The 14,991-nt window shown below is 37.5% G+C and carries 12 protein-coding genes; 1 reads left to right on the top strand and 11 read right to left on the bottom strand.

The features are described 5' to 3' along the window. Positions 1-33: 33 nt before the first annotated feature. From JEM45_RS01515 to JEM45_RS01500, 4 genes are all read right to left on the bottom strand, one after another. On the bottom strand, positions 34-1,284 hold the full coding sequence (locus tag JEM45_RS01515) for a cytochrome P450 (protein ID WP_198687604.1): 1,251 nt from the start codon (positions 1,282-1,284) through the stop codon (positions 34-36). A gap of 220 nt (positions 1,285-1,504) precedes the next feature. Next, the gene (locus JEM45_RS01510; RefSeq protein ID WP_198687603.1) at positions 1,505-2,638 is read right to left on the bottom strand and encodes a ComEC/Rec2 family competence protein; all 1,134 of its coding nucleotides are present in this window, start codon (positions 2,636-2,638) and stop codon (positions 1,505-1,507) included. A 102-nt stretch (positions 2,639-2,740) separates the two neighbouring features. Then, entirely contained in the window at positions 2,741-3,718 is a 978-nt protein-coding gene (locus JEM45_RS01505; RefSeq protein WP_198687602.1) for an LCP family protein, read from the bottom strand. A gap of 142 nt (positions 3,719-3,860) precedes the next feature. After that, positions 3,861-5,330, bottom strand: coding sequence for a vWA domain-containing protein (locus JEM45_RS01500; protein ID WP_198687601.1), 1,470 nt, complete (start codon positions 5,328-5,330; stop codon positions 3,861-3,863). 215 nt (positions 5,331-5,545) lie between these two features. On the opposite strand from JEM45_RS01500, the gene JEM45_RS01495 reads away from it, so the two are divergent. Then, entirely contained in the window at positions 5,546-6,514 is a 969-nt protein-coding gene (locus tag JEM45_RS01495; RefSeq protein WP_198687600.1) for a DUF1002 domain-containing protein, read from the top strand. A gap of 82 nt (positions 6,515-6,596) precedes the next feature. Here JEM45_RS01495 and JEM45_RS01490 read toward each other — a convergent pair whose 3' ends face one another. From JEM45_RS01490 to parE, 7 genes are all read right to left on the bottom strand, one after another. Next, entirely contained in the window at positions 6,597-6,767 is a 171-nt protein-coding gene (locus JEM45_RS01490; protein WP_156889130.1) for a hypothetical protein, read from the bottom strand. A 10-nt stretch (positions 6,768-6,777) separates the two neighbouring features. Next, positions 6,778-8,013, bottom strand: coding sequence for an MFS transporter (locus JEM45_RS01485; protein ID WP_198687599.1), 1,236 nt, complete (start codon positions 8,011-8,013; stop codon positions 6,778-6,780). A 61-nt stretch (positions 8,014-8,074) separates the two neighbouring features. Further along, entirely contained in the window at positions 8,075-8,371 is a 297-nt protein-coding gene (locus JEM45_RS01480) for a TIGR04104 family putative zinc finger protein (protein WP_026866246.1), read from the bottom strand. Positions 8,372-8,385: 14 nt separating this feature from the next. Beyond that, entirely contained in the window at positions 8,386-8,901 is a 516-nt protein-coding gene (locus JEM45_RS01475; protein WP_198687598.1) for an NUDIX hydrolase, read from the bottom strand. A 102-nt stretch (positions 8,902-9,003) separates the two neighbouring features. Continuing rightward, a complete protein-coding gene (locus JEM45_RS01470; RefSeq protein ID WP_026866244.1) occupies positions 9,004-10,458 on the bottom strand; it encodes an alanine/glycine:cation symporter family protein in 1,455 nt (484 codons plus the stop codon). Between the two features lie 14 nt (positions 10,459-10,472). After that, a complete protein-coding gene (gene parC, locus JEM45_RS01465; RefSeq protein ID WP_198687597.1) occupies positions 10,473-12,905 on the bottom strand; it encodes a DNA topoisomerase IV subunit A in 2,433 nt (810 codons plus the stop codon). Then, entirely contained in the window at positions 12,892-14,874 is a 1,983-nt protein-coding gene (parE, locus tag JEM45_RS01460; protein WP_026866242.1) for a DNA topoisomerase IV subunit B, read from the bottom strand. Before parE ends, parC begins: the two co-directional genes overlap by 14 nt. Positions 14,875-14,991 lie beyond the last annotated feature (117 nt).

Below are 14,991 nucleotides of genomic sequence, written 5' to 3'. Positions count from 1 at the left end.
ATTGGAAGTAAAGATAGATTAAAATTTGATGATTTATTTGATACGTGTTGGCTTAATCTTCACTTTGTCATTAGGAACAGCTGGAATATCGTTAAATTCAAAGCCAAAATCTTGTTCTGGTACTTTGAATTCTAGGTGATTGACTAAAAAGTCGAGTGTTGTTCTCATCATGACGATTGTGATAAACTCCCCTGCACAGCGGTGACCGAAGTCGTAAGATCCACCACCTTGTGGTATAAAGTTGAATGGTGTCTCTTGCCAACCTTCAAATCTTTCGGGTTTAAATTCATCAGGGTCTACCCAGTCGTCTGGATGACGGTTGGTACCGTATAAGTCTAATAGTGTTAAAGTGCCTTCTTTAAACTCATAACCTTGCCATTCGAAATCGAGTTTCACTCGTGCCACTGCGAATGGGAAGAAGGGATAATAACGTCTGACTTCTTGAATGAACCACTCTAATTGTTGTTGATTGGCATCTTTCAATTTCTCTGCAGCGTCTGGGTGTTCATGAATAGCGAGACCAATCATTGCAACCCATACACTGATAGCATTAATTGGACGAATGAGGTTTAAAAGCTCAACTGTAGCAACTTGAGCATCCAAGAGTTCATCATTTAAATCTTTGTGCATAGCGAACTTATAGAGTGCTCTATCTTTGTCTGCTTCAAGCTCACCGTTTCTAACACCTTCAATAAGTCGCTCAATCCAGTCTTCTGCTTCTGATCTAGATTTACGTCCCTTCCAGTGTTGGATTCCGAGTGCTGCAGGTGATTCGTATAAATCGGCAATCTGACTGGCACGAGTTTCGATGTCTTCATCTTCTAGAGACACTCCAACCCAGTCACAAGCGACTTTGAGAAATACAACTTTCGCTGCTTCATATAACTCTACGGTGTCGTTCCAATCAATTTCTTCAAAGTATTCGTGCCAATATTTCTGTGTTAAATCTTCTATTTCATCCATCGCTTTGTTATCCATTAAAGACATGAACATCGCTTTACGGTTTTTGTGTTCATCACCATCGAGACCTTGTACGCCACCTTCACCGAAAAGTGTTTTTTGTACTCTGGCAGGTGCAGCATCAGTGCGGCTGAAGCGGGTGTTGTCGTAAAATAGTTCAGCGAGCTCACTACCTGTGAGGCAGATTGTCTTTTCAACGAGGATACGTGTTTCGAAAATGTTTGTATGCATTTCCTTGTCACGGTTCATGACGAATTCATAACCCTCTTTAAGAACGCTTAAAGTCTTGTCGAAACCAGAATCATTTGGCATATTTGAATTCATTTAAACACTCCTAATTAATAGATATTAATTAGTTATACCCTAGAAGTGAATTCACTACACTTATCTTTAGCCAAAATTCAATTTAACCTAAAGAAAATCGAAAAAGTAGTGTTTTTCCCCTTATAATCATGTAGTAATGCCTAAATGAACATACACTATTATCATAATGTTGTGGTATAGTCTAATTTAGTAGTCTCTGTGCAATGAAAATTTCTGTTAACTACAAAAAAATCTTCAATTTCTTTTCTTGGAAGATTTCTGTATCTTCCCCTCTTTGTAGATAAGGCTCCTCCAGAAAAATTAATCTTACGCCATTTTTTTCATCAAATTTACCAGCATGACCACCGTGGTGTGGAATAACAAATTCATACTTTTTTGTGACTCTAGAAGTAAGCATGCTATTTATAATTTGTGGGTAGTGATGATCACCAACTAAAACAGCTATTTTATTTTTACCTTCTATTGAAAGTGCAATTCCACTTTGATTAATATTAGACCCATCAGTTGATCGAAATATTTCAATATTTCCAAATTTTCCTAGAGAAACTAAATGAATACGGGTACCTGATCCTCTTGTATAGCTAAATGCCGGAGGTATCATTTCAATATCTATTTTTAATTTTTTCAATCTATCAAGTGTTTTTCGTAATTGCATAGTGTTGGGCATTTTCGTTGGTACAATTATTTTTTCCATTTTCTTAAATTGATGATCTTGTAAATCAAGAATAGCTCTATAATGATCTAGATCCCAATGACTAATAACACAAATAAACTCCTGATTAAAGTTTATTCTACAAAACACACTCTTCATTTTTGCATCATCGTATTTAATATCTCCTCCCAAATCATAAATTAACCAAAAATCTTTGGTTCTGATTTCGTTTATGTTTCCACATCCTACATTTCTGACAACAAAATCTGGATTTTCAGAGTAACACTTTCTCTCCTTCATGTATTCATGTAAACCCATTCTTCCATCATGTCTAATATATTCATTATATTCATGAAACTCCATGTTTTCATAAACTCTATTTTCTCTAATGTTCAAAAGACCACCTTTATCAGCGTCATATTCTAAGGTAGCTATTAATCTAGAATTTTCACTATGTCGATTAACCAAAGTGAAATTTTCAAAGAAAGTTTTTGGTAATTCATACCAAAAACCCGATTTAAATCCTCTATACTTTTCGAATACTAGACAAGTAAGGATAAATATCGTTTCATTCTCTTCATTTGTAGATAATTGAAATATTTCTGAGAACGCAATGAGATCCTTATTTTTATTAAAATCAAATATAACCTCATAACTTTTTGTATCTTTATTAAAAAGTACTTTTTCACAATATACTTTCATGTGCTTTTCTCCACATCAATAATAATTTGCAAAATGCTTTCTAAATGAAATTTCACTTAGAAAGCATTTATACATTATGAAATATTTACTTATTTTTGAAAATCACTCTTCTTGTCCTTCATTTCCATCTAAAAATCTATGCAGTTCCTCACTATTCCTCTCAAAATCCATATCAATGACATTTCCAGTATAACTAGTATCCATAAATTGATAAGTATTTTCTAATGGCAAGGTCATTGAATCAATATCCTTATCTCCTCTAACTAGGAAGCTAGCAATCATTCTGTACATTTCTTTGTTAGACATAGAAGTGTCCACATATCCCATGCCTGTACCTATGATTTTAGGAAGTTTAACTACACCGCCGACACTGACAACTTCATCTTTAATTGCAGATAGGACTTGCTGCTGGCGTCTGACTCGACCAAAATCGCCTTCTTCATCATTTCTAAATCTCGCATAGGCAAGTAAGTCCTGCCCATTTAATTGTTGAACACCTTTATGAAGTGTCGTATCAATTTTTTCTGACATGTCCTTTTCAACATCAATTTCTATACCGTCTGGGTTAATCACATTTACAGTATCGGTAAATGCTTCATAATCTACGGTTACATATTCTTCTACTTCTAGTCCAAAGTTATGTGAAATGACTTCTCTTAAGAGTTCCATACCACCTAATGAATAGACCGCATTTATTTTATAGTTTTGATAGCCTGGTATTTCTACATAGATATCACGCATCAGTGACACAAGTTTCATGTCTTTTTTCATATAATCATATTGTCCGATCATCACAACATCCGTACGTTCTGCACCTTCATCCATACGGTCTTTACCAACGATGAGAATTGTCTTTTTACCATCATTATTGTCCACTGGGTCAAACGTTTCTGATTCTGTTTCAACACCATTTTCTTTAGCAATATTTAAACCTGATCTATAGGAAAACACTATATATAAAGCAATAATTATTATTAAGGCAATTGCACCAAGGCATATAAATCCTCGTTTTCTAAGTTTTGTTTTCTTAACAGTTTTATATTCTTTCTTACCGGATCTTTTCATCTGCTCATTGTCCATTACTAACTGCCCCTAAACTTTTCTTAAGAACTAATTGTACGCCATCTTACTTATATTATAAAGTGAAAACAGATTTAATCAGCCTACAAATTACATACAAAAATCCCACTAAGTTAGTTGATTTAACTTAGTGGGACTATAACTATTCTTCTGCGTCTTCTTTATATTCACTCTCAATTTCTTCAAATTCTTGATTGACAGTTTCTTGGAGTTTTTCTTTTTCAGCCTCTACATCTTCACTTGATTCGTCATAAGCTTCACTTAAGAAATCTCTCACTAAGAGATATCTCTCATCTGCCATTTCTCTAGCTTCAGGATATCGATATTCCTGAGAACTACTTTGTGAAACATCATTTAAAACCCCGTTAATACTATTACTAACTTCACGGTTTGATGTAGTTGCGTCATTGTAAACTTGTGTTTTGTCTAACATTTTGTCATTACTTGCTTGAGTAATATTTTTTAAGTTCTCATTCGACCAATCTCTATATTTTATAAAGAGATTTAGTTTTTCTTGTTTTAATACTCTCGACAATTCATCTGGATTTGTTGCAGATAAGTACTCTCCACCGTTGGCTTCAGTAATATCTACCAATGATTGAACTTCATCATCTTGAATATCAAAACCAATAATATTTAACACTGTTTCGATATTCTCATCTTCAGGTAGATCTTGTACAGCAGCAACAGGGTCTCCATTACAAGTTTCCTGACCATCACTTACAACGTATATTGTATGACTACCAGTCGCTTCACTATCTTCAATCACTTTACCGACTTCTTCAATAGCAAGGGCAAGTGGTGTAAATCCTTCACTTCCGTATTGACCTAGAGCATCATTAAATTCAGCTTCATTATACTCACCAATTGGAAATGTTTCTTCAACTGCTGAACATGAATTATCTTCTTCACTACCTTCTTCTGAGAATCCGTAATTAATTAGACTGACTTGTGTACCATTCGGCATACCTTCAACAAACTGGTTAACTGATTCTTTAGCTGCATCCATCTTCGTCGTGCCATCAATTTCATCTGCCATACTGCCACTATTATCCATTAAAATATATACGTTATTTCTCATTGAAAGCTCGCCATCTTCAACTTTCAATTCACCAGGTTGATCTGTTAAATCAACAAGCTCAGCTGAAAAGTCCTGGAAATACTCGATACCTTCTTGCATATCTGGGTGACCACCGAGCATCTCTATTAATTTTTCATAAACCATTTCATCCGTAACATCACCATCATTATCTTCTATAAATGTTGTTAACTCATCCTCAAGTTCCTCTCTAGAAGCGTCAACCATTGTGCCCTCTTCTTCTTCAAGAACTGAATCTAAAGAAATTTCGATATCTTCTTCTTCTGCTGCTTCACTTGATGCTGAATTTTCGTCAGTATTGTCTTCTGATTCACTTGAATCGCTCTCTGAGTCACTATCTTCTTCTGTTGAAGATTCATCTGTACTCTCATTTGTATCTTCAGATTCATTATCATTAGTAGCTTCAGTTTCCTCTGTTTGGTTAGTATCTTCAGTCGTTTCGTCTGTGCTACCTTCCGTAGTGCTGCATGCGGTAAGTATGAAAAAGAGTCCCATCAACAAAAATGCTCTCATCATTACACCCCTTGTAATTTTTCAATTTTAATTTAAGTATAGCCTATAATTATTATCTAAAAACAGCAATACTAAAATTAGTTTGTAAAAATACTGTAAATTTTATATTCGGATATTTCTATGAAACTTTCATTTTCCTTTAATAATTCATTGGTAAAATGATTACAATGCTAGTTCTGTAGCATGAAAGATTAAAATAGTTGGGAGTTAACACAATGATTAAAAAATTACTTGTACTCACAGTCGTATCACTATCTGTATTGATTCCATGTACATCACAGAATATCAATGCAGCAAGTGAATGGGATAATGCTGTGACAGTATATGGTGCTGCTTTAGAATCTGATACGGGTTTACAAGAACAGACTGCGGATCTACTCGGCGCGAGTGATTCTGATATCATCGATTATGTATATAGTGAGGATGTCAGTCAGTACGTAAATCAAAATTATGACAATAGTGTCTTAATGTCGAGTATTCGTATACAACAAACGTCTGAAGGTAGCGGCTTAAATATAAATATTGATGAGTCACTGGGTAACATAACGATGATCTCTGAAGAAACTTATCAAAACGCCTTATTAACTTCAGGCATTACTGATGCGGATGTCACGATTGCGGCTGCTCAAGATGTAACTGGTGAAAGTGCCTTAGCTGGTGTTTACAAAGCATACGCTGCTCAAGGTGAGGAGATTGACCCTGAGAAAACTCAAAATGCTCAGGATGAATTGGATGCTATTTCTGACATTACAAATGAGAATAGTAATGTAGAAGGCTTTACACAAGTTCAATTAAACAAAGTTATCACTGAAGTGAAAGTTGAGATCATCAACAACTTTAATGGTGATGTGAGTGAGGAACAAATTCGTTCGATTCTTGATGAGAAACTTGCAGAAAATGGTTTAGAGGGATTACTAAGTCAGGAACAAATCGATCGTTTAGTTGAAATCTTTAACAGTATTAAAGACTCAGGAATATTTACAGGTGAAGAGGCACAGAGATTAGTGGATTCATCTGAAGATCTTTTGAATAGAATTACATCAAGTGATTCATTCCAAGATGCTAAAGACAGTGCATCTGAATTAGGCCGTGACATTGCGGATTCTGAAGAGGTCAATTCATTTATGGAAGCTCTCAGAAACTTCTGGGATCGTATCGTAGAATTCTTTAGAGGATTGTTCTAGAGGTAGCATAATCTAATAGAAGCAACCTAAAAACTTATGTTTTTAGGTTGCTTCCTTTTTGTCTATTATCTTTTATTCTTTCCTACTCTTCTTTCCCACTATTCCTATACATCTGATTTCCTACATACAGTAAAATAATCGCTGCAACCAAATAGACACCTGACATAAGTATGCTTGAAGATAGATTCATCAATACATTTATAAACGATGCAGTGCCTAATATGATCAACACAATACTAAAAAACTTAACCATGATATTCTCCTTACGGATTACGCCACAATATTTTCCCTGTGGTTCTTGAATTAAAAATCTTTCTATAACGATACGATATAAATATTGCTAAGGTTACTGCTATGATTGCGATCATAATCTCAAATATAAATATTGACGATACAGTAATATGTCGATTTAAGAGCCCCGTAATATACGGTAAGGTAATGAAGGCAATACTTGATGACAAGGTCACAAAGGCTGTACTTGTTCCTTTTTTCTCGGGGAAGAACTGTGCCATCAGTGTCACTGCCAGCTGGAACAGACCTGATGTCGATAGTCCAAGCATAAAGGCGATAATAAGCAGAATAATATAGTTCTCTACGACTAGAAGTGATGTTAATGAAACAATCGCAATGACTGGATAGATTATGAGTACTGTTACAGGTTTAAACACTCTATCGAGTAAGGTCGCTAAAATAATTACCGTAACAAAGCCACCTAGACTATAAATACTTAGTAGATTGATTGCCTGAGATTCTGTTAAACCAATGATCGTTTCTACATATGTCGCTAACCAAGTTTGGATGATAAGAAACAGACCGACTGACGTAAAGCCAATCGCAATAACTGTAATGCCTTCACGTAAAAATTTTGGTTTTTCCATGAAGACCGTCTTTGGTTTTAGTTTCACTTGTCTATGCGTTGATTTCTTCGGTGGTAAATATCCCCCATTCGCTTCAGGGAACTTCACACTCATTAAATGAATCGCATTAAAGAGAAAGACTGCTGCCATAATGAAAAAGGTATAACCGTAAAACATATCTCTAGCCATAAAGAATGTGATCATTAATGGTAAGATTGTTGACCCAACAGACATGAAGGCTTTAACTAAGACCGTTGCTGAACTGGATCGATTTTTAAACACTTCGATTAGTGCCGGATATGAACTCGTATCCAATATAGAATTTCCCATACCTGCTAAAAGTGCAAACATAAATGCAATGGTGTAGGTCGGTGCAAAGGGTATGGCGCATAAAAAGACTACGTAGATTAAACATGCTGTAATAATCATCGGTCGACGACCGAGACTATCGGATAGTTTACCTGCAAAGCTAAGCGCAATCAGTTTCCCGATACCAATGGCAGAAATAAGTGCTGATATCGCAGCTGCATCGGTATTCAACTGTTCCGTTAAAAAACTCATATGTAAGGCGATAATTAAATTAATCATGCCCAGTAAAATATAATTCAAGTAGATACTTGTGCCGATTCTCACTTGTTGCATACGCTAACCTTCTTTATATAAGTATTACAGAAGTATATCAAAATTACAGAAAAAGAAAAGCCTATTGCTCTGGTGGGATATCCGTTAACTCCAAACTCACATACATATAAATTAAAGTCACTCCCGTAATCGTAATGTAGACCCAGAAATATTGAGTAATTGATGGTGGTGCAAAGAGTCCAATTAGCAACATTCCCGTAACAAGTAATAGAGGAATAATCATTCTTTTTTTCGATTTTTCCGATACATATTGTGTCTTACCACAGTAGTCACACTCTACCCCGTTCTGAGAAGCAAAATGCCCCTTAAACAACAAGAGCCCAGTCCACTGTTTCTTACAACTCGCACATTTAGTCATGATTTCTCTCCTATCTAGTCATTTTTATCACCGTAAGAATAGCGCATATCAAATAACAATTGAATTAAGCTCTTACGGTAATTTATAAAGCTTTTGTTATCGATCATCTCATAGATTTCATCAATCGAAGCCCACTTAGTATCTAGGACTTCATCATTTGGTATCTTAAGTGAATCGAGTTCTACCTCTTGATTGACGATGTATATATCATCATAGCCATGGTCAAAGGTCACTGAAAGGTGGGGTCTTTGATTTAAATCAAGCTCGATACCTAATTCTTCACTAATTTCTCTGCTGGCACCTTCCTGACTCGTTTCCCCAGCTAGTACACTGCCCCCAACTGTGATATCCCAGAGTCCGGGTGCGCCAATTTTATCCCACTGGCGTTGTTGAATCAGCATTTGATTCTCTGAATTAATAATGACCACATGAACGACTAAATGATACGTATCTTTTTTCATTTCGTCTCCTCTGACCATGGTCTCTTTTGTTAATACTCGATCCTTATCATATAAGTTCCAAAGTTCCATTACTATTCCTCATTCGTCTTTAGACATAATAGTTACCTTACCATATTTCAATTTTTCTAGACAAGAAAGAACCAACCGATTTTTGTCGGTTGGCTCATGTTCTTACTTATCATCTTCGTCTTTTCTATAATCCTCATTGCCCCACTGATTATCATCAGGCAGTTTGTAGGTGATGTTTTTCGCATAGAAAATCGGTGATTCTCCGCGGTCCTTTTGTTCCTTATAGTCCCGCATGACTTCAAACACCAGCGGACTTAAGGCAACCACCATCATTAAGTTAATAATGGCTAAGAAGGCCATGAAGAGGTCAGCTAAGGTCCACACGAGCTGAACACCTAAAACTGCACCGACTAGAGTCATAATAGTCACAATGATTCTAAATGCGGTCGTTACTTTCTTATTATCCACAATGAAACTTAAGTTACTTTGTGCATAGAAATAGTTTCCTAGAATTGTCGTAAAGGCAAATAATAGGATAAATACTGCAATGATCGTTCCACCGTAACCGAAGAATTGTTGGTCCATCGCTGCTTGAGTCACTTGGATACCTTGGGGTGCATCGGCACCAAAGCTTAAGTCTGTATACATTAAAATTACAATGGCTGTTGCTGTACAGACGATAATTGTATCGAAGTATACACCTAAGGACTGGATCAGTCCTTGTTGAACTGGGTGACGAACGGCAGCTGATGCTGCTGCGTTCGGTGCTGAACCCATACCCGCTTCATTGGAAAGGAGTCCACGCTGGAAACCATTGATAATGGCCGCACCTAAAGCACCACCAAAGACTTCTTCTAAACCAAAGGCATTCATAACAATCGTTTGTAGCATCGGGATAATCATGTCATAGTTCATAACAAGAATTATGGTAATCAGTAAAAGATAGAGTCCTGCCATGATCGGCACAATGGCAGTTGCGACATTGGCAATCCATTTGGCTCCACCAAAGATTACTAAGCCAACGACTGCTGCAACGATGACACCGGACAGCCAAGTATCTACGTTGAAGGCTTCATCATAAGCATTGGCAATGGTGTTTGACTGTAGCATGACAAAGACCACACCAAAAGTAATGGTCATGAGAATCGCAAATATGTAGCCAATACCCTTTTGATTCAAACCTTTTGTCATATAGTAGGCCGGGCCACCACGAAATCCACTTTCTGAATCTCTAACCTTATACACTTGGGCAAGTGTCGCTTCAAAGAATGCTGATGCTGCACCTAAGAGTGCGACAATCCACATCCAAAATACTGCCCCAGGACCACCGACCACAATAGCAGTTGCGACACCCGCGATATTCGCTGTCCCAATACGCTGGGCCGCACTGATTGTAAAGGCCTGGAATGAGGAAATCCCTTTCGTTCCGTCTGGCATCTTCGCTCGTTTTTCACCGAGTGAAGAAAACATAATTTTTAACCATCTAAACTGGACAAAACGCGTTGTAAATGAGAAATATAGTCCAGCGATAATTAATAGTCCAATTAAGACCTCTTGCCACAGTAAATCATTTAAAAAATTGACTGCTTGTTCAAAAACATTTAAAAAGTCTTGCATTCAATTCCTCCCCTTTATTTTTTCTCTTCTTCTATTTGAGAGAAATGTACGCGTTTGACCTGACCGAAAGTATCCTCATCGACGACGAAAGAACCATTAGAATATTTACCACTGATTCGCACTTCATTGGCTTTTGTTCTATGACTGTGATCATCTGCTAATAAGTCTATGTTAACATTCTTTCCATCTTCTACAATGGTTGCACCGATAATTACATGTGGTTTTGACTTGATATCTTTATACAACATTGAGCCAACTTGGGCACGATTACCATGTTCAAAGGTAGATAATTTCGTTCGTTTAACCGCACCACGGTTTGATACCGTAATTAAATTACCCTCATTTGGAATCACACGACCTAAAACGAGATGATCATCAGGCTTAACATTCATCGCCTTGACACCTTGAGATTTTAGTCCTGTTTCAGATACTTGGTCTAGGGCATATCTTAATGACAGACCTTTAGATGTAATAAATAATAAATCTTGTGCTTCTTTTGCCAAGGACACATCAATGACTTCATCATTCGCTTTAAGTTTCATGTTAACGATTGGCCTTGAAATTCTCGAAGCTTCAAATTCACTTAAAGCAGTCTGTTTCACCTGACCGGATTTTGTCGACATGACCACATTAATATCTTGACTAAACTGCTCTAAGGTCATCGCATAAATCGGTGCTTCATTCGATTTTAAATTGAAACGGGATGACAGGTGTTGTCCCATATCTTTCCATCTAATATCTTGAAGGTCATGGACCGGGATAATCATATAATTTCCAAGATTAGTGAAGATGAGCAGTTGTTCTAGTGTATTTGAGAACGTCGAGAACAAAACGTTATCACCTTCACGCATACCAATTTCATCGAAATTAGAGGCATTATAAGAACGGATGCTTGTTCGCTTGACATAGCCTTCCTTAGTCAGTGAGACAACTGCTTCTTCTTTAGCAATTAACTGCTCTTTAGAAATTTCAATCGTTTGGATTTCGTCTTCTATGACAGTTAAACGCTCTGAAGTATATTTTTTCTTAATCTGTCTAAGTTCAGACTTGATCACACTTTTTAGTTTCTTTGGATCATTTAAAATTTCATTTAATTGGTTGATTTGAAACTCTAATTCGTTTTGCTCCGTTTCAAGCTCTACAACGTCCGTATTCGTTAAACGGTAAAGTTGTAGCATGACAATGGCTTCAGCTTGAGCTTCTGTAAAACTATAGCGTTCAATTAAGTTTTCTTTGGCGTTTCTCTTATTCTCAGATTCACGAATCGTTTTAATAACTTCATCTAAGATTGATAGCGCCTTGATTAAGCCTTCGATAATATGCATACGTTTTTGAGCATGTTCGAGCTCATATTTCGAACGGTTAGTAATAACGATTTCTTGGTGACGGATATAAGCTTCTAAAATATCTTTTAAGCCCATCAACTTCGGTGCACGGTCGGATATTGCCACCATATTAAAGTTATATGAGACTTGTAAATCCGTCTTCTTATAGAGATAATTGATAATCGCATCGATATTGGCATCTTTTCTCGCTTCAATGACGATTCTTAGACCTTCATGGTCCGTCTCATCACGGACTTCAATAATACCGTCCACTTTTCTATCTGCACGGATTTCATCCATCTTTTTAACCAAGTTCGCCTTGTTCACTTCAAAAGGAATTTCAGTGATGACAATCAGTACCTTATTGCCCCTTGTTTCTTCCTTATTGACCACACTGCGAACGACGACGCGTCCCTTACCAGTTGTATAAGCTTTTTTCAGCTCATTCTTACCTTGAATAATGGCACCTGTTGGGAAGTCTGGTCCCTTAACAAATTCCATGAGTTCATCGATTGTTGCTGACGGCTTATCGATCACCTTTAAGGTCGCATCGATCACTTCCGCTAAGTTGTGCGGTGGAATATCAGTAGCATAACCCGCTGAAATCCCTGTTGCACCGTTGACGAGTAAGTTTGGAAACTTCGCCGGTAAGACCGCAGGTTCTTTTTCTGTATCATCAAAGTTATCGATAAAAGGCACTGTGTTCTTATTTAAATCTTTTAAGAGCTCTCCTGATATCTCAGCAAGCTTTGCTTCTGTATAACGCATGGCTGCTGCAGGGTCACCGTCGACACTCCCCTTGTTACCGTGAATCAGAATTAACTCTTCACGCATCTTCCAGTCTTGGCCAAGGCGGACCATGGCATCATAAATCGAACTCTCACCATGTGGGTGGTAGTTACCAATCACATTACCGACAGTCTTCGCACTCTTACGATAGTTTTTATCGAAAGTGTTTCCTTCTTTATACATCGCGTAAAGAATACGTCTTTGTACCGGTTTTAGGCCATCTCTTACATCTGGAATAGCACGGTCTTGAATGACGTACTTACTATAGCGTCCGAAGCGGTCGCCAATAACATCTTCTAGCTTTAATTGTTGTAATGGATTATGCTCTGCCATAGTCTTCATCACTTTCTGCTAATTTTTCTACATCTTGATTATCTAAGATACTTGTACCTTCTTCTAGGGTGAAGGAGACGTTTGAATCGATCCATTTACGTCTGATTTCTACATTATCGCCCATCAGTGTCGTCACACGTTTAAGTGACAGGGCTTCATCTTCAATGCGCACTTGAATTAAAGTACGTGTCTCTGGATTCATAGTCGTTTCCCATAGCTGTTCAGCCATCATCTCACCGAGACCTTTATAGCGCTGGAGTTCAACATTTGAACCCATCTCTCTTTGAGCTACTTCTAGTTCATCTTCAGTCCACACGTATTGGACATCTTTTTTCTTACCCTTCTTCTCTAACTTAAAGAGTGGTGGTAAGGCAATGTAAATCTTACCTGCTTCAAACAGTGGTCTCATGTAATTAAAGAAGAAAGTGAGGAGTAAGACTTGGATGTGCGCACCGTCCGTATCTGCATCGGTCATAATAATAATCTTGTCGTAGTTTGAGTCCTCTACTTTAAAATCATTACCGACACCCGCACCAATCGTATGGATAATCGTATTAATTTCTTCATTTTTGAAGATATCTTCAAATTTCGCCTTTTCAGTATTAATGACCTTACCACGTAGCGGCAAGATCGCCTGGAAACGGCGGTCACGACCTTGTTTGGCTGAGCCACCTGCAGAGTCACCCTCAACTAAGAACAATTCATTTTTCTTAGCGTTCTTACTTTGTGCGGGTGTCAACTTACCAGATAGTAAAGTATCCTTACTCTTGTTCTTTTTACCACTACGCGCATCCTCACGTGCCTTTCTGGCAGCCTCTCTCACCTGTCTTGCCTTAATTGCCTTTTTAACAAGTTGAGTCGATAAGGCCCCGTTCTCTTCTAAGAAGTATGGGAGTTGATCTGTAAGGAGTGTCTCCAGTAAGTTTCTCGCCTCACTCGTACCAAGCTTCCCTTTCGTTTGTCCTTCAAATTGTAGGAGGTGTTCTGGGAGTTTAATCGAAATGACGGCTGTTAGACCTTCTCTAATGTCAGAGCCTTCTAGGTTCTTATCCTTATCTTTTAACTCACCAATTTTACGGGCATATTCATTAAAGACTCGAGTGAAACCGGTCTTAAAACCGACCTCATGGGTACCGCCGTCTTTAGTACGGACGTTATTGACAAAGGAGAAGATTGTTTCAGAGTATTGGTCGTTAAACTGAAAGGCAACTTCTGCGACCATTTCATTATAAGTCCCTTCAAACATGACGATTTCACCAATGTCATCCTTACCTTCATTTAAGAAGCTAATGAATGATTTCAGACCATCATCATATTGGAATATTTCTTCTTCATCAGTTCTTTTATCATTAATGGTAATTTTAAGCCCACGAGTTAAGAAGGCAGACTCACGCATTCTTTCAACAATCGTTTCGAAGTTAAAGGCGATCGTCTGTTTAAAGATTTCAGGATCTGCTTTAAAAGTGACTTCTGTCCCTGTCTCTTTTGTCTTACCGACTTCTTTTAATGGCGTGTCGACCTTGCCGCCATCTTTAAAAGTAATCTCATATATTTTACCGTTTCTAAATGAACGGAGTTTTAAGTGTTCACTGAGCGCATTTACAACAGAAGACCCTACACCATGTAGTCCCCCTGACGACTTATAGGAGCCTGAAGAGAACTTCCCGCCGGCGTGTAGTACCGTAAATATGACCTCAGCAGTCGGTACACCGCTAGCATGCATACCTGTTGGTATCCCACGGCCATTGTCTCTAACTGTAATGCTTTCGTCCTTATTGATTGTAATATTGATTTCATCACCGTAGCCGTTAATAATCTCATCAACAGCATTGTCCGTAATCTCATATACCAGGTGATGTAGTCCTCTCGTATCGGTTGAACCGATGTACATACCCGGACGTTTTCTTACTGCTTCTAGTCCCTCTAGTATTTGTATGGATTCATCATTATATCCGGTTTCTTTAGCCAAGTCTGTATCCTCCTACAAACAATACAAACGTATGTTCGTTAAATTAATCTACTTATCTATTTTTACGTAAATCCAAACATTTTGCAAGAATGTTTTGTCATTAGTTTACATAATAAT

The sequence above is a fragment of the Jeotgalicoccus sp. ATCC 8456 genome (assembly GCF_016313225.1).
GTDB classification, from domain to species: domain Bacteria; phylum Bacillota; class Bacilli; order Staphylococcales; family Salinicoccaceae; genus Jeotgalicoccus; species Jeotgalicoccus marinus.
This window is presented reverse-complemented; position numbering and strand designations above follow the sequence as displayed.

Bases quoted from the DNA above. Each gene is read 5' to 3' on its own strand.
- JEM45_RS01510 (WP_198687603.1), bottom strand. From the start codon at position 2,638: ATGAAAGTATATTGTGAAAAAGTACTTTTTAATAAAGATACAAAAAGT.
- JEM45_RS01475 (WP_198687598.1), bottom strand. From the start codon at position 8,901: ATGGAACTTTGGAACTTATATGATAAGGATCGAGTATTAACAAAAGAG.
- JEM45_RS01495 (WP_198687600.1), top strand. From the start codon at position 5,546: ATGATTAAAAAATTACTTGTACTCACAGTCGTATCACTATCTGTATTG.
- JEM45_RS01485 (WP_198687599.1), bottom strand. From the start codon at position 8,013: ATGCAACAAGTGAGAATCGGCACAAGTATCTACTTGAATTATATTTTA.
- JEM45_RS01470 (WP_026866244.1), bottom strand. From the start codon at position 10,458: ATGCAAGACTTTTTAAATGTTTTTGAACAAGCAGTCAATTTTTTAAAT.
- JEM45_RS01505 (WP_198687602.1), bottom strand. From the start codon at position 3,718: ATGGACAATGAGCAGATGAAAAGATCCGGTAAGAAAGAATATAAAACT.
- JEM45_RS01490 (WP_156889130.1), bottom strand. From the start codon at position 6,767: ATGGTTAAGTTTTTTAGTATTGTGTTGATCATATTAGGCACTGCATCG.
- JEM45_RS01480 (WP_026866246.1), bottom strand. From the start codon at position 8,371: ATGACTAAATGTGCGAGTTGTAAGAAACAGTGGACTGGGCTCTTGTTG.
- JEM45_RS01515 (WP_198687604.1), bottom strand. From the start codon at position 1,284: ATGAATTCAAATATGCCAAATGATTCTGGTTTCGACAAGACTTTAAGC.
- parC (WP_198687597.1), bottom strand. From the start codon at position 12,905: ATGGCAGAGCATAATCCATTACAACAATTAAAGCTAGAAGATGTTATT.
- JEM45_RS01500 (WP_198687601.1), bottom strand. From the start codon at position 5,330: ATGAGAGCATTTTTGTTGATGGGACTCTTTTTCATACTTACCGCATGC.